The sequence below is a fragment of the Rhizobium sp. YS-1r genome, from assembly GCF_000757525.1.
Lineage (GTDB): Bacteria > Pseudomonadota > Alphaproteobacteria > Rhizobiales > Rhizobiaceae > Neorhizobium > Neorhizobium petrolearium.
Window position 1 is genome coordinate 599,404 of the sequence record NZ_JPYQ01000006.1, and the last position, 20,480, is coordinate 619,883.

The following is a 20,480-nucleotide window of genomic DNA, read 5'->3' on the forward strand; positions in this document are numbered from 1 at the left end:
ATCCGATCGGTTGGTGTATGCCCCTGTTGCGCTCACATCGCGCATAAGGTAGCGGTTGGAAACTCCAAGCTGGAAGGTGAAGACGTGGGAATTCGTACGTGGCTAGGCCTGAAGAAGCGCGCTCATATTGAGCGCCCTCATTTCTGGAATGAGCACAGTTTCTCCCAGATCCAACAAGATCGTTGGGTGATTGACGAACTCAAAGGCAAGCGCAACGGATTTTTCGTCGAGATCGGCGCTTATGATGGCCAGCACTTCAGCAACACATTTATGCTGGAAGGAGAATATGGTTGGAGCGGTATTTTGGCTGAGCCGAACCCGCTGCTCAGCCACTCTATCCGAGAACTCAGATCGAATCCGCTTTGTACGTCTCCTGTTGATGCTATCACCGGGCGCAGCGTAAAGATGCGGTTTGTGGCGGCCGCACCGGCGCTGTCCTGCATGGCTGAACTCGCCGATAAAGACCTGCACGCCGAGGCGCGAAGCAAGGAAAGCGTGGAGATCGTGCAAACTACGATCAGCCTCAATGATCTGCTTGATACTTACAATGCGCCAAAAATGATCGACTTCATCAGCATCGACACCGAAGGAAACGAGCCGGATATTTTATCGACCTTCGATTTCAACCGGTATGAGGTCAGTTTATTTTGCATCGAACATAATAATACAGATTCCAACATAAAGCTTGACGAAATCATGTTACCCAGGGGGTATGAGCGCGTCTATCGCGAATGGTCGCGATTTGACGCCTGGTATAGGAAGCACTAAATTAGTGTTTCAACATATTACACTTATCGATGATCCCGCCTTGAAGGCTGAAGATTAGGCTCAAGCTGTCAAAGTCTCCTACTATGATGTCAGCGGAGATATTGAGCACTGCGGCAATCATCATACAGTCTGGAAACCAACCCGATCGTATGCGGCTCCCCCAGCGCTCGCTGACAGGTAATCCTCAACAAAAAGCCGCGGCATAAACTCGACGAAAAGGTCGGCTGCAGGCGGCATAAAAAGCCGCTGAAGACAAGGCATTCAATTTTTTTTGAGAAGAATCAATAGACGGCGGTGCAAACAGCCTGACGAAAAAATCACGTCTATGTAGGAAGACGATGAGTTCCGGAATTGGCGGGAATCTCCGGGAAAAGGCGGGAAATAGCGGGAAGCCTTGAAATTGAAGGCCTCTGGACCTGCTGCGACGGTGGTCGGCGATCCGTTCGCGCCAGCATAAATCCGGGAAATCGTCAGCACCGCGCCAATGTTTAGGCCAGACCACCGGGTGACTTCAAAAGGCCCTCAAATCGTCCGCGAAGGCTCTTCGCGCCCTTCGAAAACCCTTTCAAATCAAGGGATTTCCTGAAAGCAGCGAATTGCCCCCTACCCTGCGGTTCGAATCCTTTTCCGGCGCACGAAATCAAACCAGAATTCCTCTCAGGAGCGCAGGGCCAAGATCAGAGAAATTCACCTTTAGAATCAAAGCCTTGCATCACGCTCTACAAAGTGACATTTCCGAGCCCACCATCGCCTTCGGAAACGATGAAACACATTCTTGAACCGTTTCCACAACCTCTGAGGCAAAAGCCTCCCGAAATGACAACTAAAGTATTGCTTGCGTCCTGCAGGTGCGCTCTCATTATTAGCGAGTCGTTGGGGGGGCAGTGGCAAGCTATCAATGCTGGAACGTTTATTTGGTGCGGGCAGTCCGCTAACTACTATTTCTCCACTACATAACGACAACGACGCAAAGGCAACTGTCGTCTTCATTCACGGTCTTAATGGAGATGGGCTCTCCACCTGGGGCTTTAACCGGAACCAAGGTGAAATATGGTCCGATTGGCTGCTGGAGTGTGAACCAAAACTGCAAATATTGACGATTACCTATAGGATTGCCTCCTCTCTATGGAGAGGAGGCTCGATGAGCATCTATGATCGCTCCATAAACATAATGGCATCGCTCGAGCCCTATCTGATCCCTGACCGACCCATCATATTTATCTGCCACAGCTACGGCGGGTTGCTTGTGAAACAAATGTTGCGAAGCGCCCGCGACGCTCCCGAATATCTCGATATTTGCAATCGAACCAAGGCGATTGTGTTTGCTGGAACTCCGCATGCAGGATCAAGCCTTGCGAGCTTTGTCGACGCCATCAGTCTCATTTACCGGTCGGCTCCTGCAGTCAAAGAGCTAAAGGCCAACTCACCTGCTCTGCTTGATCTCAATCGATGGTTTCGTGCCCACTTCTCAGAGCTGAACCTAAGCTTGCTGGTTTTCGCCGAAGATCAAAAGACAAAGGGGGTATTGGTTGTCGACGCAGTCTCATCAGATCCCGGCATTGCTGGTGTCACGCCAGTTAAAATTGACTGCAATCACATTGAGTTATCGAAACCGGCCGAGCGCTCGGATGTACGTGTCTTTCGCGTCAACCGTCTGGTCAAGTCAATCGTAGATGCTACTAATGACACTCGCTCTCCTACAGGCTCCGATCAGGTCCAAGTGATAGTATATTTTATCGAGCGATGCGTGCGGGAGATGGCATCGGGTTCACCAGCAGAAAATTGGGCTCCGCCATATTACGCTCTCGAAGAGACGGCCGCCGCTCAAATGCTCACCGAAGGAAAAGTCACGGAGATAAGAAACTTCCTTAGGCTTTCGGACGAGTATGCGGCCATTCCATCGGGTTTGGGGCAAGCCGTTGAGCGCCGAAGATGGGCGCGAGATAGAAAGACAGTACAAATCGGCCAAGCTCTCGTCCGAGAGCTTCACGAACTAATGGTTTATTAGAAAGCCCTCAGTATGCTTGAGAAATTGCGTGAGCTAGCAAATCCTTATGACTTCGCAAATCCTGTTTCTGAGGAGCGCTCTTTTTATGGACGGAGCACTGAGACAGCGGACGTTATTTATTACCTGAATCATGCAAAAAACACCCAAAAGCCGATCCACATTGCGTTAGTGGGTGCACGAGCGTCGGGCAAAACCAGCTTTCTCAACATGGCAGAGATTGAAGCGAGACGGCGGGACTTCTGCTGCGTTCGCATTAACTTGAATGAAGGTGACGTGCAAACGGACCTCAATTTCTTCCGGAAGCTATTCAACGCGATAGTGATGGCAGCTTTCTCGGCGGGCGCATATGGAGGCAGAAAGGGAAAGACATTCTTCAGTTATCTTGATCTCTATGCCCGCGGCGAAGTTGAGGACATTGAACAGATCCCCTTCATGTGCGCCATACTCATTGCACGCGCAGTCAAAGGCGGAAATGTCAATTTTAACGTTCCCGATGAGACGTTGTCGGAAGATTTGACCGCCATTTATGCGGAAATTAAAAAGCCGATACTAATTCTTGTTGATGAATGTAATGTGTTGAGAGAAAATCGAATTATTCTCGAAAAATTACGAAATATATTTATGAACATGTCCGGTTACATGCTCATGTTCGCTGCAACAGAGGACTTTTTTCCCGTAATGGATGAGGTCTTTTCGCCTATAATGCGCCAATTTAAGAGAATCGATATCGGTCCCTTCAAAGGACACGATGACGTCCGACAATGTATTCGGAAGCCATTAGAGCGACTATCTCTGCCCGAAAAGGATGTGCGAGATCTCGCACCCTCAGCTTTCATGATGGAGGTCGAAGCGCTCTCCGGTAGAAAGCCGTACGAAATTCAGCTTATTTGCCACGAGCTTTACAAACGATGCCAGGAAGGACGATCACGGCGCTTTAGCCTAAACCTCAACACCCTTGAAAGCATACAGGAGGTAATAGCGCGGGGCCAGAACATCGACGACAGGCCGCTCCTCAAAGCGGCAAAGAGAATGAAAAGCAATCTTTTCCTGATCTTGGACGCAGCGTGCGGAGGTACAGAAAATCTTTCCCTCGAGGACACCTGGCGCGTGGAGTTTCTATTCAACGGCAATGAGCGGTGGAATAGAGAGCAATACATTAGACACTGCCAAGAACTTCAAGACATGGGGATTATTCGAATTGAACCAAACGGCGTAGTATTTTGCGGAGATCAATTCGACCGCATCTACATGAAGTATTTGGCGAGAAGTAAAGGGGCAAGGATCCTTCTCGCAGGCCTGTCCATAGACGGCCACATGCTGACACGTTTTGCTGATATTTCCCAGCAATATGAAGGCTTTCAACCAATCTCAGCCGCAACCTCCGAACTAGGGGCACAGGACGTAAGCCCAGTCATCAACCTTATTGAAGGAGGCAAGCTAGATTCCGGATGGGACTTCAATCCTTTGGTCGAAAGCATACTGATGAATATCATGTACCAAGACGCCGGCAGTCGCGTGCGCTTAATCGAGATTCGCTTCCGAAGCGATATCGTGAATGGGCAAGCTTGGTTCCTTTGGCAGCAACCGGAGCACGCCGCCGGGCTGCGGAAACTGCGAAAAGACATTGATGGATTGCGAAGAAGGGCAGAGCAAGTTGACTTTGAGATAGCAACCTCCCATTGGGATCTATCCGTCCTCTCGCCCGACGAAATTTGCGACCGCGTTCAAAGTATCGGCGACGAGCACATTGCCACTCGAGTAGCAAATGAGCTCATGGAGATGGTCCAGCACTACTATATCCAAAGAAAAGATAAGCAACACGCTATGGATGTAGCCAAGGCGGCATATAGGCTTCAGCAGAGTCGCTTACATTCAAACGCTAACAACGTCGGCTATCTCTACATGGACCACGGTGATTATCCGGAAGCACGTCTTTGGCTTCAGGCAGCCATACAGTATGGCGATGAAACCGATATGCAGCTAGTTTTGTACAACAGCGGGATATTGCATAGCATCGTTGGCGAATATGAAGCTGCCAACTTTGATTTCCAGCGGGCAAAGCAGGAGAAGGAATGCTCAGCAGCATGTGCCTATAGACTCGCGGTAGATGCTCAAGGATACCTCGTGACGTCCGAAGTCCTTGAGCCCACTTCGCTTCTCAATCTAATCGACGAAGCTATCGAAGCACTCGGACAACGCGCCCCGATCCCTCGACCTGTCCACTCGGGACAACGCCTTCTTCACTGAGCAAGGTGCGGGAACAAAGGTTCTAACGCAATGGCATCGGTGCGTGGCCGGTGAACATGATCCGGCCACCGACCGAGAGTTCATGCACGCGATCAGCCGTGAAGACCTCGGGCTGATATCCGGCCGCCTGGTTGTCCGAGGTCAGATAGAGCTTTCCGTCCATCGCCCATCGGGCGCGCTTCACCAGCACCTTATCAGTGACGTTGAAATGATAGATGCGGCCGTCATCGACCTCTCTCTTTGAGGCGTCGGCGATCAGCAACGCGCCATCGGGAATGGTCGGCCACATCGAATCCCCCCTCGCCTCCAAAACATAGCAGTATTCCGGATTTGCCCCGAGGTTGCGTAGAAACTCACGCGCGAAGGCGACGTCACCGACCGGCATCTGGTTCACAGCCACAAGCCCATTGCCCGCAGAGGCCCTCGCATCGAATCGGGGAAGACGTACGATGCTATCGTTCGATTTCCTGGCGAGATCCTTGCCAGCACCCTCCTGAGGCTCCCCCTCCCCTGTAAATAGCCAATTGAGGTTTACTCCTCGCTTGGCTTTCAATATTTCCAGGAAGTTCCAGTCGGGCCAACGATCCCCACGTTCGTAATTTCCGAGCGTGCTGTCCGGAACGCCGAGTTCTTCAGCAAATTCCTTCCGATTCAAGGGTTCGCGAAGCTGCGCGAGCCGGGAACCCACCCCTTCGTCGATCTTAGCAGGTCTAGCCATAACAGACCACGTTTGGGGTTTACAAAACCACGAACGTGTTTTAATCTCCATAAATACGGACCAAATACCCCATGAAAAGGGAGGCCGGCCAGGGCCTCCCTCATCACCACGAGGACCCACTATGCACCGGCGCCAGCAGGCCGACAAGCAGACCCATAAATCCGACCCCAAGATTGCCGAGATGACCGCCATCAAGAGCAAGCTCTTTGCGGCGGGCCTCACCCTCCTCAAGATCGATCGTGACTACAGCCTCCCACGCGGGACGTCCGGAACGACGCTCCGGGAGCCCAACGTGAAAGGTGAGCGGGCGATCGCTGCAGCTCTCGGCACACGGCCAGAATTTCTCTGGCGGACGCGTTACCACGCCTCCGGTCTGCGGAAATCGCCTCAACCCGCTGAAAACTATGTCCGGCCGGCCACCATGGCGCAACGCCAAAACCGCGAGGCGGCCTAGACATGAAAAACCCCTTCATCCCCTCGCATTCGCCGATCTGCCGCATGGCAGATCTCATCATGATTTTTGGCATTGCCGCAGCCGGCCTGGTGGCCGCGATCGTGGCCGTTCTTGTCCAGGTGTCGGCATGATCAACAAGTTCGATCAGAAGGCGCTCTACGAAGCGCACCTTCACGCCTGCTTCGCAGCGACCCGTGAAGGTTTCCCGCATCTAGCCATCCGCGACATCGTCGACCCGCCGCATCAGTGGTTCGACGCCGCCCTCGCCCGCCAGATCGTCATGCACCTGATGGTGCGCGAGTTCAAATGGCCGAAGCGCCGTCCTGGAAGCTGCCGCAATGCCGGCCCTGCCCAGCTCTCCGTCATTCGTGAGGACCCGGATCGCGGTCGAGATCGGCCAGACGCTGCAATGGGCACAGATGACCGCCGATCTCGTGATCATCACGGTCGGCGCCGGAAACGGCAAGACCGTCGCCTGCCGTCATTACAAGGCTACCCATCCGCATGTCTATCACGCGACGATCAGCCCGCACACGAGGACCGTCCACGGCATGCTGGTCGAACTTGCAGCCGAGTTGGACGTCTACGAGGCCAATCCGGCTCGCCTCACCCGCGCCATCGGCAACAAGCTTTCCCGCAGCGGCGGCGGAACGTTGCTGGTGGTCGACGAGGCGCAGAACCTGGTCGACGACGCGATCAACCAGCTGCGCCATTTCTCCGATATCTATCAGTGCGGCATCGCGCTCGTCGGGAACGAGGAAGTCTATTCTCGCTTCGTCGCGCAGGTGAAGGGCCGGTCCTACGCGCAGCTTAAGCGCCGGGTCGGCAAGCATTTGAAGCGGCAGAAGCCTTATGCCGAAGACATAGCCGCCTTCATTGCGGCCTGGGGCGTGACGGAAACCGACAGCGTCCGGTTGCTGACCGGCATCGGCATGAAAGGCGGAGCGCTCGGCCAGATCGACAAGACGATGAAGCTCGCCAGCATGATTGCGATCGGCGAGGAGCGCGAGGTGACGGTCAAGGATATCGAGGCCGCCTGGAAGAACCGCGACGTGGAGGACATCGCATGAAGTCCCACGCCACGCTCAGCCAAGAGATCACTATCCTCGAGAGCGAGTTCGCGCCTCACGAACAGTCCGGCCTCTCCCTGTCTGGTGGAGATGTCGTCCGCATTCGAAAACGCCTCACTTTGCTCGGCAAGCTCGCCCGGAATTTCGAGCAGGAACTGGCGATCTATCGCCTTATCGACGCCGGCCGCATTCAAGCGAGCACCATCGAACGCACCACACTCGACATCGCCGCCGATCTCATCCTCGCCGCCGAGGGCAACGTCATCCGCCCTGATTTTGGAAAGAAGAAATGAGCAAGACAACAGTTCCCGTCTCCGAACAGCTCCGCCGCGTCCGCCGGGAGTTCCAGGAGTTCCGTCATGGCGGCGTCGTGCTTTCCAGCGAGGACGCCGAGGGCCTGGTGCATCGCCTCGATGAGATCATCACGGACGCCTTGAATCTCGAAACGATCGCTCATTGGCGCACCTGGGACAGCCAGGCGGCGGAACAGCGTCAGGCGCTCGTCGCTCCGGCAAGCGTCATCGTGCTCGATGCCTTCCGCCCGCACAGCAATGTCGTGCGGTTCCCGCCCCGCCCGACGCCTTCACACCAGCGATGAACTACTCCCGCTAACATATTAGGATTTCAGCAAATGAACGCAGTCATCATCGAAGAGCGCCCCGACGGCATCACCGTCATCAACGGCAAGGAATTCATGACCGACGTCAAGGGCGGTTACATACCGCTCGCCATGGTGAAGCCCCAGGACAAGCTACAGGACGAAACTGTCCGCAAGATCATGACCTTCGCGCTCGATCTCAACGCGCAGATTGCCCGTTTCCGCGGGCATTCCATGACAGACCTTGGCGACCTCGACGCACTGCTTGCCCAGGAATACGGGGCCAAGATTGGTGGCGCCAAGGGCAATCGCACCTATCAGACCGTTGACGGATTGATGAAGGTCCAGGTGCAGGTCGCCGAACTGATCGATTTCGGGCCGGAGCTGCAGATCGCCAAAAGCCTGATCGACGAATGCCTCAACGAATGGTCGGCCGACAGCCGGCCGGAAATCCAGGCGATCGTCACCCGCGCCTTCAACACTGACAAGGAAGGCAAGATCAACCGCGCCGAAATTTTCATGTTGCTGCGCCACCAGATCGAGGACGAGCGTTGGCAACGGGCCATGGACGCAATCCGCGACGCGATGCGGGTCACCGGCTCAAAAGAATACTTGCGCTTCTATCGCCGCTCCACGGGCACCGACCAGTGGCAGGCCGTGACGATCGATCTCGCCAAGGCTTGAGGGAGGCGGAAATCATGAAGTTGGCCCTCACGCCCCAACAGCCAACGCTTTGCCCTCGCAAACGTTACCACCGCCCGGATGTGTTCAGTCAGGCGGATTGCGTAGCTTCAGGCGAATGCAGATGCGATGCCAGGACATCCGAGCGGCATTTGGTGAGCAATCTACAACTGCTTAATGAAATAGACTGCACTGCCTCCGATGGCGGAGAAAGCCAAGATAAACAGGATCGCGCGGACGGTCCCCGTGATCATATTCGCCTCGTAGATGAAGTCGAAGAAGCTCCGTCTCCGGTTGGACATGCGGCACCTTTGTCTGCGTCGATTCACAATGCCGTGGCTAACGGTGCAGTCGAACTTAGTCAATCAAGTTTCCGTACTGCCACCCCCGCGCCGCTGACGAGGGAGGCAGCCTAATGGCCTCGACGATCGCAGCTATCCACGCTGGATGCCGACAGCTCGGCATCGACGAAGACGGCCGCCGCGCGCTTTATGCCCGCGTCGCCCGCAAAGACCGTCTCACGCTGATGTCATCGGCCGAAAAAGACGCCGTGGTCGACGAACTTCGGCGGCTCGGCTTCAAACCTGCCTCAAAGCGCCGGAACGGCAAACGCAAACTCTCCGGCCGGTATGCGGCCAAGCTGCAGGCGCTTTGGATCGCTGCCTGGAACCTTGGTCTTGTTCGCGATCGGGAGGATGCGGCGCTGGAGGCATTCGTCCGGCGCCAGACCGGTCTATCGGCCGAGCGGTTCCTCCGGTTCCCCGACGATGCAGCAAGGGTCATCGAGGCGCTCAAGAGCTGGATGGCACGCGAGGCCGGAGTCGAATGGCGCCGGGCATCACTCGACTGGCTTGCAGCTGACGGCGCCAAGATCGCCTGGGCGCAGTGGAAGATCCTGCACCCGGAAGCGAACCTCGTCGTCAGGCTGGGGTTTGACCAGGTCGCGCTTGCGGCAGCAGCCCGCACCGACTGGCTTGGCGCAATGACGCCTCAGGACTGGATCCGCGTCATGAATGAGCTCGGGAAGCGCATTCGCGCCGCGAAAAAGCATGGCTGATCTTCCCGATCGCGCCTGGTTCACGCCGCTCCTCAACCGGATCGCCGACGCGGCCGGTGAGAGAGCGGCGATGATCCTCGGCACCGAGAAGGCCTGTCAGGAGTTCTATGTCCCCGCCAAGGTGAAGCCGGACCACTGGCTGGCGCGACTGGTGGGGCTTGACGAGGCCCGGGCGATCGCAGAAGTATTCGGGGGGCAGAACATAACCCTGCCCCCTTCGATCGGCGGCCAAAAGCGCAAGCGCGCCAGCATCCTGGCGGAAATGATCGACAAGGGGCATACGGTCAACAAGATCACAGCCGCCACCGGCGTTGCTCGATCGACGGTTTATGACCATAGGGCGAAGCGCAAGGCATCGCCCAAGGACGATCCCCAAGGCTCCCTTTTCTAGGACCACCGCAGTTTCAGCCCCGTCCGATTTCGGACGCTGCCCGGCTCACTCAGCAAGAGCCACTGTGCCCCCAGACGGTTACCGATTTGTGGGGCTTCTAATGACCTTTGAAGAATGGCTGATCAGCCGGCTGCGTGCCTGGGGCTGTTATGCGGGCTCCATGGACGGTGTCCATGGCCGCGCCGTCATCGAGGCGCTTCGCCTTTTCCAGGCCTCCGAAAAACTGCCGGTGACCGGTGTTGCCGACGAGGCGACGGTCGCAGCGTTGCGGCGTGATCCCGGCGTCCGGCCAGGCGCGCTTGCCATCTACGAAAAACAGGTCCCGATCCCGGCAGAACCCGTGTGGATGCGTGAGGCGCGCCGCTTCATGGGCTTACGGGAGATCGTCGGAACGAAGTCGAACAGCACGATCATGAGCTGGGCGAAGAAGCTCGGCGGTTGGATAGCCTCCTTCTATACCGATGATGATATCCCCTGGTGCGGCCTCTTCATCGGCAACATCATCGCGACCACCCTGCCCCGCGAATTGCTGCCCAAGAACCCGCTGGGAGCGCTCGAATGGGGAAAGTTCGGCAAGCGGCTAGAGGCACCCGTCCGCGGCGCGATCATGACCTTTGTGCGCCCAGGCGGCGGGCATGTCGGCCTCTATGTCGGCGAGGATCGGAGGCATTACCACATCCTGGGCGGCAACCAGTCGAACAGCGTATCGATCACCCGTATCGAGAAGAACCGCATGGCCGCTATCCGCTGGCCCAAAACCGGCGAGCCTCCGAAGGGTGGCAAGGTGCAGCTTACGGCCGCGGGCGTGCCGGCCTCGAAAAACGAGGCCTGATATGCGCAAACCCGGATACCGGCTCACCCGCCAAGCGTTCTGGCTGTCCTTTCTGTTCGCCTGGGGCGTGATCGGCGCCATCGTCTATCACGGCGTGCGTGGCTCGGAGCAGGCGGTGGCGCTCGCCAACATCGTCGTCCCGTCGATGATCGTCCTGATCGCCGCGTTGCTGGGGATCCATCGGTTTTCTGGGGCGATGGATTTCCGGGCGATGACCGATCGCACCTTCGACCCGCCTTCCCTTCCTCCCTACCTGCCGCGCGACCAGCCGGAGGAAGGCTCGCCATGATTTCGGCGTGGTTATCGAAGGCGGCCACGCCGCTGATCAAGATCGGGATCGTCTTTGCGGTTGCCGCCCTGCTCGCTCTCGGTGCTGCGTATTTCGCATACCGTGCCGCCGACAAGCTCGGCGAGATCATCGTCGATCGGGTCAAGGCAGCAGTCACCGAGCGGGACACCTACTGGAAAGACCAGATCGCCGAAGCGAACGTCAAAGTGGCGCTGGCCGAAGCCGCCCAAGCCAATACCGCGATGCGGCTGAATAACGAATTGGCGGCAGCGCGCGAGGATGCCCGTCAAGCCCAAGAGGATCTGGAGAAAGCAAATGCGGCTTTGCCTGATGGCGATCGCAATGGCCTCGACATTGGCCGGGTGCGCCTCCTCAACCGTCGTTGAGGAGAAGCCGACCGTGATGTTGACCGATGCGAAAAAGACGGTTCCGGCGGAGGTCGAAAAGCCTTGTGCCGACCCAACCACATTGCCGGACCGGGCGATCTCGGCCGCTGAGGCGACCACTCTTTGGGGCGCCGATCGGAGCGCGCTGCGCGTATGCGAGCAACGCCGGGCCGCGGCCGTCAAGGCGATTGGCGGTGCCCCATGAATTTCGGGAGCAATGCCAGCCTCGATCTGGCCGCACTGCGCGAAAGCCAGGAGCGCGATGCGATGATCGCCCAGGCGATAGCAGCTGTCGCGACGGAAGGCGCAGCCAATTGCACCAGCTGCGGCTTTCCGATTCCGGAAGATCGCCGGGCGGCAGCGCCGTTTGCGCGCCGCTGCATCGAATGCCAGACCTTCTTGGAGCAGGAAAAGTTTCACCGATGAGCCTTGCAGAAATCTCCCAATATCTCGGGCTCGTGCTCGCGGTCATCGCCATCCTCGGTCATGCCAAGGGCTATTTCTCATCGGGAGAAAAGACGCTCACAGCCAGGATGGACAAGGCGGAAAAGACCTTGGTCGACCACGACCGTCGCATCCAGGCCGTTGAAGGCGAGATGAAACATCTGCCCAGCAAGGATTCGGTCAACGAACTGAAGCTCGCTCTGACCGAGCTTAAAGGCGACTTCAAAACGCTGACCGAGACGCTCGGCAGCGTGTCCCGCACCGTCCACCGAATTGACGACTATCTGAGAGAGGAAGCGAAATGAGCAGCGGCATCAGCTTCGAGGAACACGCCGCGCGGGACGCGCGGCTTGTCATCCTGAAGGGCCTCAACGAGCAGACGGACGGCCGCCTGAACGAGGTGTTGCTGACCGGCCTTCTCGAAACATTTGGACATAACCGTTCCCGTGAGTGGGTTCGCACACAGCTCCTGAAGCTCAAGGAACTTGGCGCTGTCACCCTCGTCGAAGCGGGATCGGTGTTCGTTGCCTCGATCACGCGCGCTGGCGTTGATCACGTCCAGCGGCGGTCGATCATTGAAGGCATCAACCGCCCGTCGCCGGAGATTTGACATGGCGGAGGGGCGCGGCCGGCTCAACCTGATCGAACTTCTGCCGGAGCCATGTGCTCCGGTTGTCGCCTGGGCTGCGGACGAGCTGCAGAAGCGCGATCGAACCCAGACGGATATTTATGAGGAGTTCTACGCCAAACTCGCAGCAATCCAGCAGGAATATCGCGGCGAGCTGGAGTTCACGATCCCATCGTTCTCATCCTTCAATCGCTATTCGATCAAGCTCGCTACGCTCACCCAGCGGCTCAACCAGACCCGCGAGATTGCCTCGACCCTTGCCGCGAAGTTCGATGCCGGTGATTCCGACAACCTCACACTGATCGCTGCCGAAGCCATCAAGACACTGGTGTTCGAGCTGGTCACGAATGCAGGCGAAGCGGGCTTTGTGCCCAAGGATGCGATGTCCCTTGCAAACGCGCTGCGGGCTGCGACACAGGCCCAAGGCGTCTCTACATCGCGCCGCCAGAAGGTCGAGAAGGAATTCGCCGAAAAGGTCGAAAGCGCGGTCGAGACTGTCGCCACAGCAAAAGGCCTCACCCGGCAGACCGTCGCCGAGATCAAAGCGCAGATCCTCGGAGTGCGTAGCTTATGAGCCTGCACGTCAATCCTGCCGAGATCGACACCAGCCAGCTCGTCACCGAGGAGGATTGGGCGCGCCACCGTCGTGTGATGCAGCTTTCACTCCCGCCGGAGCTGGAAGGCAAGGAACTGCCGGACGTCCTCCTGGAGCATCAGAAGGAACTGCTCGCGGCGACCGCGATGTATCGCCTGGTCGTCACCGACAAGAGCCGGCGCGTCGGTGCCACCTGGGGCGTCGGCGCCGACGCGGTCCTGACGGCTGGATCCGCCCGCACCGAAGGCGGCATGGACGTCCTTTATATCGGCTACAATTTCGACATGGCGCGGGAGTTCATCGACTGCTGCGCGATGTGGGCCAAGGCTTTCATGCCGGCATGCTCTGAAGTTGCCGAGTTCCTGTTTGTCGAGGAAGGCGAAAAAGGTGCCGAAAAGGCCATCAAGGCGTTCCGCATCACGTTTGCCAGCGGCTTCGAAGTCGTCGCGCTATCCTCGAAGCCGCGTTCGCTACGCGGCCGCCAGGGCTATGTCATCATCGACGAGTACGCTTTCCATGACGATCCGGCCGAGCTGCTGAAGGCGGCCATGGCGCTGTTGATCTGGGGCGGCAAGGTGCTGGTCATCTCCACCCATAACGGCGTCGATAATCCGTTCAACGAGCTGATCCAGGAGATCCGGGGCGGCAAACGGCCGGGCAAGGTTGTTCGCGTCACCTTCGACGATGCGCTGGAATACGGTCTTTATCAGCGCGTCTGCCTGAAAACCGGTGAGACCTGGACGCCGGAAGGCGAAGCCGCATGGCGCGCCGATATCTACAAGTCCTATGGCACCGGCGCCGATGAGGAGCTGCGCTGCATACCCTCCCAGGGCGGTGGGGCTTATCTGCCGAGGACACTGATCGTTGCCCGGATGCACGAGCACATTCCCGTCATCCGGTATAAATCACCTCCAGGCTTTGTCGATTGGCCGGCCGAGCTACGCGACGCCGAGATCGAGGAGTTTTGCGAAGAGCAGCTCCTGCCGCACCTGAAGGCCCTCGATCCAACGTTGCGGTCCTGTTACGGCCAGGACTTCGGTCGCTCGGGCGACCTTTCCGTCATTCACCCGCTGCAGATCCGCGCCGACCTGTCTCTGGCAACGCCGTTTCTCCTGGAGTTGCGCGACGTTCCGTTTGAGAGCCAAAAGCAAATCGCCTTCTACATCATCCGCCGGTTGCCCCGCTTCTGCCATGGCGCATTCGATGCGACGGGCAACGGCGCCTTTCTGGCGGAAGTCTGCCGGCAGGAATTCGGCATCTCATTGATCAGCGAGATCAAGCTTAGCGCGACCTGGTATCTGCTCAATATGCCGAAGCTTAAAGCCGCCTTTGAAGACGGCACATTTGAGCTTCCGAAGGACGATGATGTCCTTTCGGACTATCGCGCGCTCAAAATGGAGAAGGGCATCGCCAAGGTTCCCGATGGCGCCCACGCCATGGGCGCGGATGGTTTCGAGCGCCACGGTGACTCGGCGATCGCCGGCGCCCTGGCGATTTTCGCCTCCGAACAGGACACCGGTGAAGTGGGTGCAGGCACCACTGAGACGCCGCGAGAGAGCGGCCGGATCACCGAAGAATACGGCGGCAGCTTTGGTGATGTCGAGGCGCGCTCCGACCTCTCCACCTTTCTGAGGATGTAAGATGGCAAACCCGACCCTTCCCGAAATCGCAACCACCTCCAGCGACCCTTACGTCCCAAACTTCACCGGCTTGCTTCAGCCAACCGACGACGTGCTTGCTTCTCGTGGAGGTGCCTCGGCGATCAAAATCTACGATGAGATTCGCCGTGATCCGCATGCCTTCGCGATCCTGCAGAAGCTCAAGCTTGAGGTCGTCTCACGCGAATGGTTGGTGCAGCCGGCATCTGAAAGCCGTCTCGACAAGAAGGCCGCCGCCGAAGTCGAGCGCCAGTTGAAGGCGATCAACTTCGATCGGCTCACCAAGGGCTTGCTCGGGGCCGTCCTGAAGGGCTTCGCGGTCGCCGAGGTGCTGTGGTCATCAACGGCCCTTGGCTGGGAGGCCGTGGCCGTCAAGGTCAAGAAGCAGCGTCGCTTCCGCTTCACCGTCGAGGGGGAGCTGCGGCTTCTCACCCGCTCGAACACGATCGACGGTGAGCCGGTTCCCGACCGAAAATTCATCGTTCACCGTCATTCGATCGACGATGACGACGACGATCCCTATGGCGTCGGTCTTGGCTCGGTCCTGTTCTGGCCCGCCTGGTTCAAGCGCCAGGTGCTGGCGCATTGGCTGCGTGGCTCGGAAAAGCATGCCACGCCGACGACCGTCCTTTCCTATGATGGTGCCTACGACAAGAAGCGCCAGGAGGAACTGGTCGGTGTCCTGCGGCAAATGGCCAATGACACCGGCCTCGTCATCCCAAAAAGCGTTGAGGCTGATCTGCTCGAAGCGGCGAACGGTGGTGGTGGCGAGATCTACGAGAAGCTTGCCCGTTACCTGGACGAGCTGATGAGCGAGGCTGTGTCGGGCGAAACGCTGACCACAAATTCCGGCGAGCGCGGCGCCCGATCGCTTGGCGAAATCCATAACGAGATCCGCATCGCGATCGCAAAAGCGGCCTCGGACCTGATCAGTTCCACGATCAAGAACACGCTGGTCCGCTGGATCGTCGAGCTGAATTATCCGGGCGCTGGCCTGCCGGACGTCTGGCGCGACTTCTCCGAGGCCGAGGATCTCGACCAGAAGGTCAAGCGCGACCAGACGATCCACGGCATGGGCTACAAGCCGAAGAGCGTCGACTACATCAACGAGACCTATGGCGGCGATTGGGTGGAAAAGGAGCCGGAGACGCCCGAGGAAGAAACGCAGCCAGGCGCTCCGGCCGCGACCGCCAATCTCGACTTCGCAGATGCGCCTGCGACGGCCGCCGACAAGAGTGCCGAGACGGTCAAGCATCTCTCCGACCAGCTTGAAGGTTTCGCGCAGCCGGCGATCGACGCCATGATCGAGCAGATCCGCACCGAGTTCACCGAAGCGCGCGACTATGACGATCTGATCCGCCGGCTCACAGGCCTGTCGGCGAAGTTGGCGATCGACGATCTGGCCGGCATCCTCGAACAGGGCGTCACGCTTGCCCGCCTCGAAGGCCATGACAGCGTGGGCGCCAATGGCTGATGGACTGCCATTCCAGGAGGCGATCGACTTCCTTGCCGGCAAGGTGAACCTGCCGACCCGGCGCTGGGACGATCTAAAGCATGCCGCGCATGTGCGCGCCTTCTCGGTTGCCGGTGTTACCCGCGAGGACATGCTTGCCGATTTCCGGGTCGCGATCGAGAAGGCCCGCCGCGACGGAACCGGTTTCAAGGAGTTTCAAAGCGACTTTAACGCCATCGTCGAGCGGACCGGCTGGAAGTATTTCTCGCACGGCAAAACCGAGGAAGAGCGTCGCGCCTGGCGCGCCAGGATCATCTACACGACCAACATGCGGACGAGCTACATGGCCGGCCGCTATGCGCAGCTCACCGATCCCGACGTCCTGAAATATCGCCCGTACTGGCAATATATCCATTCCGGCGCGGAGCACCCGCGGCTTCTGCACCTGTCCTGGAACGGCAGGGTTTGGCGGGCCGACGATCCGGTATGGCTGCGCATCTATCCGCCGAACGGCTGGGGCTGCGGCTGCGACGTCGAAGCCCTTTCCGAACGCGAGATGCGGGCGCTTGGCAAGTCCGGTCCCGATCCGACGCCCGACCTCAAGCCCTATGAGGACACTGACCCTCGCACTGGTCAGACCGAGATCCGCATTCCGGGGATCGATCGCGGGTGGGAGTACAACGTCGGACACGAATGGATGCACGGCATCGTGCCGGCCGAGCTCCGCAAGCCATTGCCGGCCTTCGGCGAGATGCCGGCCGTTGCGGATCTGCCGCCCATGCCGCCGGCGACGCGCGCCAGGGCGAGCGACCTTCTCTCAGAAGAGCTGAGGCCGGAGCAATATGTCGAGGCCTTCCTCAAGCCATTCGACGTCAAGCCCGGCGGCTACGGCTATTTCCGCGACGTTTCCGGCGGGATCATCTCTGTCAGCCAGGCGCTGTTCGAGCAGCGCACGGCCGAGGGCACTGTGATCGGCCTAAAGAGCGGCAAGCGTGACCGCGGCCAATATGCACGACTGCTGGCGAACACGATCATTGCGCCCGACGAGATTTGGGCGGACTGGGCGCAGGTGAAGAGCGGCGTAGTATTGCGCAGGGCCTATCTGAAGCGCGTCACGCTTGCCGGCGGCCGCAGTCTGTTCATCCGCTTCGAATGGACATCGAAAGGCTGGACGGCGATCACCGGCTTCGACGCGACGGAAAACTACCTGGAGAAGTTTCGGCGCGGGGCATTGCTCTATCAACGTGATGCGAATTGAGGGGAAATTCAAACCACCTGGTTCGAGCGCAGTGCCGTTCACACCGGATCGGAGTGCCCTTTGCCTGCGTGCCTGATGCGGTTAAGTTGGTAAAATGAAGTTCGGCAAATTGAAATCTATCGGGCATAACATCGCCGACTCGCTCGCGAGCGGGATCGGGTTGATGATCGGCGTCTATGAGACCGATGTGTTTGGCGAGTCAGCAAAAAGCCCTGAAGGTTACATATTGGTCGACTTCATCGCTGGGACTTCATCTGGTGCGCAGCCCTCGGCTTCACTGGCCCGAGCCATCGATCTTTACGCGCAGGCGTTGGATGACCTCTGTCAACGACATGGAGTGAGAGCTGACGCGTTCCGCGTATTGACCGCACGCTACTCAGTCGACAGGCACGGCTGCCGCTTTGTTGTGACGGTCGTAGATCACAATGGGCGTAGTTCGACCGATGAATATCTTGGCACACCGGGTAGACGCGTCACGGTGCGCGATGAGTTCGGCCGAGTTCGGCCCAAGCGGCATCAAACATCGCAGAATGCCGAATGAGCCTAGAGTTCACTCCGAAAATGACAAAGGCGCGTCTCCGTTCGACGCGCCCAAGTCACTGGCCTACGGAGGGCGAACGGGCCTCGGCCGGTGACAGACGCAATATAACACCGCGCACTTGACGCGGCAACGGAGAGACCATTGTGGCAGCATCCATCACACTCGACAGCATAGATGTCGACGCCGCGCTTGCCCGCCTTTATGACGCCGCCGGCGATGTGACGCCGGCACTAAAGAACATCGGCGAATACGGCGCCAAGTCTACCCGAGCCCGTTTCCTTTCAGAGACAGATCCTGAGGGCAATCCCTGGCCAGACCTCAACCCGCTCTATGCCAAGACGAAGAAAGGCCCCGGCAAACTTCGCGGCGAAACGCGAGCGCTCTCGCAGATCGTCTGGCAGCTCGTCGAGGATAGCGGCGTCGAGTGGGGCTCCAACGAGGTCTATGCGCGGATACACAACGAGGGCGGCACGATCGTTCCGAAGAACGCGGCCGCCCTCGTCTTCTCGATGGGCGGCCAAACCTTTCATGTGAAATCCGTCACCATCCCGAGGCGCCAGTTCCTCGGTACGAATGGACACGACATCGAGGAGATCCTCGGCATCGTCCTCGACCATTTCGCCGACGCGGTGGAGCACCAAAAGCCAACCCCATGAAATTCGCCTCAGGAGCGCTGTGGAAACGTTCCGACGCCCCGACCCACGGGCGAGACCCGGAATGCGCGCCCACGGGCTTCAAAACCGCTTCAAAATTCCAAGACGGACATGGTTGCTCCCGCTCACGTCCGCGTTTATGGTCGCAACCAGCCCCTCCCCCTCAAATTGGTTCTGTGACCGTCCGATTTCGGACGGCGGATTAATGTGCTGTGTCCGCCTTAGATGCGGGCATGAAACCGTTCGAGATTTTCCGCACCGGAACCCACACGACTGCCAAAGGCGCGACGCTCAGCTTTTCAGAGGCTGACGTTGCTGCAATCGCCTCGGCCTATGATCCGACGCTGCACGAGGCGCCAGTCGTGGTTGGGCATCCCAAGCAGAACCTGCCGGCCTACGGCTGGGTAAAAAGCCTTTCTGTAAAGGACGGCCGTCTGATCGCCGAAGCCGATCAGGTCGAGCCGACCTTCTCCGAGCTGGTCCGCGAAGGCCGGTTCAAGAAGCGGTCCGCCGCGCTCTATGGACCGAACGACAAGGGCAATCCGACGCCGGGCCAGTATTACCTCCGCCACGTTGGTTTTCTCGGAGCCGAGCCGCCGGCGGTGAAGGGTTTAAAGCCAGTCGAGTTCTCGGATGGGGATGAGCTGGTCGAGATCGAATTCTCCGAGTGGCGAAATTCCTGGGCCTTTGAAAACGTCTCCCGGATGTTCCGTCGCCTGCGCGACTGGCTGATCGAGGAAAATGACCTTGAAACAGCCGACCGGCTGATCCCGGTCTATGACCTGGAGCAACTCACCCAGGCTGCGATCGAGAGCCGCATCGAAGCGCGCGCTGAAGATAACCGCACTCTTTTCTCCGAAACCTCACCGAAGGAACCAGACATGACCAAGACCGCCGAGGAGCGGCTGGCGGAGCTTGATGCTCGCGAAGCCGTTCTTAACTCCCGCGAGACCGCGATCACCGGTCGGGAAACCACCTTCTCCGAAAATGAGAAGAAGGCACGCGCCAAGGAAGATGCAGATTTCGTTGCCGCGATCATCGAGGACGGCCGCCTGCCGATCGGCCTTCAGGCGACCGCCACCGCGCTCTTCTCCGAAATGGATGACGGCGCACTGGAGTTCTCCGAAGGCGACCAGATCGTGAAGACCACCGGCCGCGCTGCCCTCCGCGATCTCCTCTCCAAGCTGCCGAAGCCGGTAACCGAGGGTGAGCTTGGCACCGGCGATGGTCATGACTTCTCCGACCCGGCCTATGTCACGGCCGCCATCGAAACCGAGATCCGCACGGCCAAGGAAAAGGGAGAGACGATCTCGCCCGCCCAGGCCGCCATGCGCCTCCAGAACCGCCGGTAAAGGAACCGCCCATGAACCCCTTCACCAAGACCCTCGTCGCGTCGGGCGCCATCGGCCACCGTCGCCTTGTGAAGTTCACTGCCAATGACGGTGAAGTCGCACTGGCAACTGCCCCAACGGACATCATTGCCGGCGTGACCGACTTCCCCTCCGGCGCCGCCGACGGCGAGCGCATCGACGTCATTCTCTTCGGTCCCGCCGAAGTGGTCGCCGGCGGCACGATCGCGCCGGGTGCGGCCATCACGGCGGGCGCGGCTGGTGTTGCCGTCGCGGCTGCGCCTGCCGCCGGCATTAACAACGTCACGGCCGGCTTCGTGCTTGCCGGAGCCGCGGCAGGAGATTTCGTGCGCGCCTTCATTCAGCGCGGCAGCATCCAGGGCGCCGCTTAAAACGCGCCCA

The 20,480-nt window shown here is 58.7% G+C and carries 27 protein-coding genes and 1 pseudogene; 26 read left to right on the forward strand and 2 right to left on the reverse strand.

Features of this window, described 5'->3' with window-relative positions; genetic code table 11:
* Nucleotides 1–84 precede the first annotated feature (84 nt).
* The 3 genes from JL39_RS07200 (at nucleotide 85) to JL39_RS07210 (ending at nucleotide 5,023) form a co-directional block, all read left to right on the forward strand.
* Complete coding sequence (locus JL39_RS07200; protein WP_052182717.1) at nucleotides 85–768, forward strand: FkbM family methyltransferase; 684 nt, start codon at nucleotides 85–87, stop codon at nucleotides 766–768.
* A gap of 1,141 nt (nucleotides 769–1,909) precedes the next feature.
* The gene (locus tag JL39_RS30465) at nucleotides 1,910–2,776 is read left to right on the forward strand and encodes a hypothetical protein (protein ID WP_052182718.1); all 867 of its coding nucleotides are present in this window, start codon (nucleotides 1,910–1,912) and stop codon (nucleotides 2,774–2,776) included.
* Nucleotides 2,777–2,788: 12 nt separating this feature from the next.
* The gene (locus tag JL39_RS07210; RefSeq protein ID WP_037147833.1) at nucleotides 2,789–5,023 is read left to right on the forward strand and encodes a hypothetical protein; all 2,235 of its coding nucleotides are present in this window, start codon (nucleotides 2,789–2,791) and stop codon (nucleotides 5,021–5,023) included.
* Between the two features lie 22 nt (nucleotides 5,024–5,045).
* Here JL39_RS07210 and JL39_RS07215 read toward each other — a convergent pair whose 3' ends face one another.
* Entirely contained in the window at nucleotides 5,046–5,792 is a 747-nt protein-coding gene (locus JL39_RS07215; protein ID WP_244446842.1) for a S24 family peptidase, read from the reverse strand.
* A 70-nt stretch (nucleotides 5,793–5,862) separates the two neighbouring features.
* On the opposite strand from JL39_RS07215, the gene JL39_RS07220 reads away from it, so the two are divergent.
* Both JL39_RS07220 and JL39_RS32775 read left to right on the forward strand, forming a co-directional pair.
* On the forward strand, nucleotides 5,863–6,195 hold the full coding sequence (locus tag JL39_RS07220) for a helix-turn-helix domain-containing protein (RefSeq protein ID WP_037147837.1): 333 nt from the start codon (nucleotides 5,863–5,865) through the stop codon (nucleotides 6,193–6,195).
* A 2-nt stretch (nucleotides 6,196–6,197) separates the two neighbouring features.
* Nucleotides 6,198–6,326, forward strand: coding sequence for a hypothetical protein (locus tag JL39_RS32775; protein ID WP_280114085.1), 129 nt, complete (start codon nucleotides 6,198–6,200; stop codon nucleotides 6,324–6,326).
* An 80-nt stretch (nucleotides 6,327–6,406) separates the two neighbouring features.
* Here the strand turns inward: JL39_RS32775 and JL39_RS32095 are convergent, their stop codons facing one another.
* Nucleotides 6,407–6,637 carry a hypothetical protein gene (locus tag JL39_RS32095; RefSeq protein WP_200883930.1) on the reverse strand — a complete coding sequence of 77 codons (231 nt, stop codon included), beginning with the start codon at nucleotides 6,635–6,637 and terminating at the stop codon, nucleotides 6,407–6,409.
* On the opposite strand from JL39_RS32095, the pseudogene JL39_RS07225 reads away from it, so the two are divergent.
* From JL39_RS07225 to JL39_RS07330, 21 genes and pseudogenes are all read left to right on the forward strand, one after another.
* A pseudogene (locus tag JL39_RS07225) lies at nucleotides 6,543–7,265 on the forward strand (AAA family ATPase); the annotation flags it as partial. The gene JL39_RS32095 and the pseudogene JL39_RS07225 overlap by 95 nt on opposite strands.
* Nucleotides 7,262–7,558, forward strand: a complete 297-nt coding sequence (locus tag JL39_RS07230) for a hypothetical protein (protein ID WP_037147839.1) — start codon at nucleotides 7,262–7,264, stop codon at nucleotides 7,556–7,558. The pseudogene JL39_RS07225 and the gene JL39_RS07230, both read left to right, overlap by 4 nt.
* Complete coding sequence (locus tag JL39_RS07235) at nucleotides 7,555–7,863, forward strand: hypothetical protein (protein ID WP_037147841.1); 309 nt, start codon at nucleotides 7,555–7,557, stop codon at nucleotides 7,861–7,863. Before JL39_RS07230 ends, JL39_RS07235 begins: the two co-directional genes overlap by 4 nt.
* 33 nt (nucleotides 7,864–7,896) lie before the next feature.
* Entirely contained in the window at nucleotides 7,897–8,547 is a 651-nt protein-coding gene (locus JL39_RS07240; RefSeq protein ID WP_037147843.1) for a DUF3164 family protein, read from the forward strand.
* Nucleotides 8,548–8,959: 412 nt separating this feature from the next.
* Nucleotides 8,960–9,601: a regulatory protein GemA gene (locus JL39_RS07250; protein WP_037147847.1), complete on the forward strand. Its 642-nt coding sequence runs from the start codon at nucleotides 8,960–8,962 to the stop codon at nucleotides 9,599–9,601.
* The gene (locus tag JL39_RS30470) at nucleotides 9,594–9,992 is read left to right on the forward strand and encodes a hypothetical protein (RefSeq protein WP_052182719.1); all 399 of its coding nucleotides are present in this window, start codon (nucleotides 9,594–9,596) and stop codon (nucleotides 9,990–9,992) included. The genes JL39_RS07250 and JL39_RS30470 overlap by 8 nt, the downstream gene beginning before the upstream one ends.
* A gap of 100 nt (nucleotides 9,993–10,092) precedes the next feature.
* The gene (locus JL39_RS07260) at nucleotides 10,093–10,824 is read left to right on the forward strand and encodes a TIGR02594 family protein (protein ID WP_037147848.1); all 732 of its coding nucleotides are present in this window, start codon (nucleotides 10,093–10,095) and stop codon (nucleotides 10,822–10,824) included.
* 1 nt (nucleotide 10,825) lies between these two features.
* A complete protein-coding gene (locus tag JL39_RS07265; RefSeq protein ID WP_052182720.1) occupies nucleotides 10,826–11,113 on the forward strand; it encodes a hypothetical protein in 288 nt (95 codons plus the stop codon).
* On the forward strand, nucleotides 11,110–11,499 hold the full coding sequence (locus tag JL39_RS07270; RefSeq protein ID WP_037147850.1) for a hypothetical protein: 390 nt from the start codon (nucleotides 11,110–11,112) through the stop codon (nucleotides 11,497–11,499). Before JL39_RS07265 ends, JL39_RS07270 begins: the two co-directional genes overlap by 4 nt.
* A gap of 16 nt (nucleotides 11,500–11,515) precedes the next feature.
* Nucleotides 11,516–11,704, forward strand: coding sequence for a hypothetical protein (locus tag JL39_RS07275; protein ID WP_037147852.1), 189 nt, complete (start codon nucleotides 11,516–11,518; stop codon nucleotides 11,702–11,704).
* On the forward strand, nucleotides 11,701–11,925 hold the full coding sequence (locus JL39_RS07280; protein ID WP_037147853.1) for a TraR/DksA C4-type zinc finger protein: 225 nt from the start codon (nucleotides 11,701–11,703) through the stop codon (nucleotides 11,923–11,925). The genes JL39_RS07275 and JL39_RS07280 overlap by 4 nt, the downstream gene beginning before the upstream one ends.
* The gene (locus JL39_RS07285) at nucleotides 11,922–12,248 is read left to right on the forward strand and encodes a DUF2730 family protein (protein WP_037147855.1); all 327 of its coding nucleotides are present in this window, start codon (nucleotides 11,922–11,924) and stop codon (nucleotides 12,246–12,248) included. Before JL39_RS07280 ends, JL39_RS07285 begins: the two co-directional genes overlap by 4 nt.
* Complete coding sequence (locus JL39_RS07290; RefSeq protein ID WP_037147857.1) at nucleotides 12,245–12,553, forward strand: hypothetical protein; 309 nt, start codon at nucleotides 12,245–12,247, stop codon at nucleotides 12,551–12,553. Before JL39_RS07285 ends, JL39_RS07290 begins: the two co-directional genes overlap by 4 nt.
* 1 nt (nucleotide 12,554) lies before the next feature.
* A complete protein-coding gene (locus JL39_RS07295; RefSeq protein WP_037147859.1) occupies nucleotides 12,555–13,145 on the forward strand; it encodes a DUF3486 family protein in 591 nt (196 codons plus the stop codon).
* On the forward strand, nucleotides 13,142–14,806 hold the full coding sequence (locus JL39_RS07300) for a hypothetical protein (RefSeq protein WP_081952743.1): 1,665 nt from the start codon (nucleotides 13,142–13,144) through the stop codon (nucleotides 14,804–14,806). Before JL39_RS07295 ends, JL39_RS07300 begins: the two co-directional genes overlap by 4 nt.
* A gap of 1 nt (nucleotide 14,807) precedes the next feature.
* On the forward strand, nucleotides 14,808–16,298 hold the full coding sequence (locus tag JL39_RS07305) for a DUF935 family protein (RefSeq protein WP_037147861.1): 1,491 nt from the start codon (nucleotides 14,808–14,810) through the stop codon (nucleotides 16,296–16,298).
* The gene (locus tag JL39_RS07310) at nucleotides 16,291–17,535 is read left to right on the forward strand and encodes a PBECR2 nuclease fold domain-containing protein (RefSeq protein ID WP_037147863.1); all 1,245 of its coding nucleotides are present in this window, start codon (nucleotides 16,291–16,293) and stop codon (nucleotides 17,533–17,535) included. The genes JL39_RS07305 and JL39_RS07310 overlap by 8 nt, the downstream gene beginning before the upstream one ends.
* Nucleotides 17,536–17,629: 94 nt before the next feature.
* Complete coding sequence (locus tag JL39_RS07315) at nucleotides 17,630–18,076, forward strand: hypothetical protein (RefSeq protein ID WP_037147865.1); 447 nt, start codon at nucleotides 17,630–17,632, stop codon at nucleotides 18,074–18,076.
* A gap of 143 nt (nucleotides 18,077–18,219) precedes the next feature.
* Nucleotides 18,220–18,732 (forward strand): phage virion morphogenesis protein, encoded by a 513-nt coding sequence (locus tag JL39_RS07320; protein WP_244446843.1) that lies wholly within the window; start codon nucleotides 18,220–18,222, stop codon nucleotides 18,730–18,732.
* A 230-nt stretch (nucleotides 18,733–18,962) separates the two neighbouring features.
* Nucleotides 18,963–20,081: a hypothetical protein gene (locus tag JL39_RS07325; protein WP_037147868.1), complete on the forward strand. Its 1,119-nt coding sequence runs from the start codon at nucleotides 18,963–18,965 to the stop codon at nucleotides 20,079–20,081.
* Nucleotides 20,082–20,092: 11 nt separating this feature from the next.
* Nucleotides 20,093–20,470: a hypothetical protein gene (locus JL39_RS07330; RefSeq protein WP_037147869.1), complete on the forward strand. Its 378-nt coding sequence runs from the start codon at nucleotides 20,093–20,095 to the stop codon at nucleotides 20,468–20,470.
* Nucleotides 20,471–20,480: the final 10 nt, after the last annotated feature.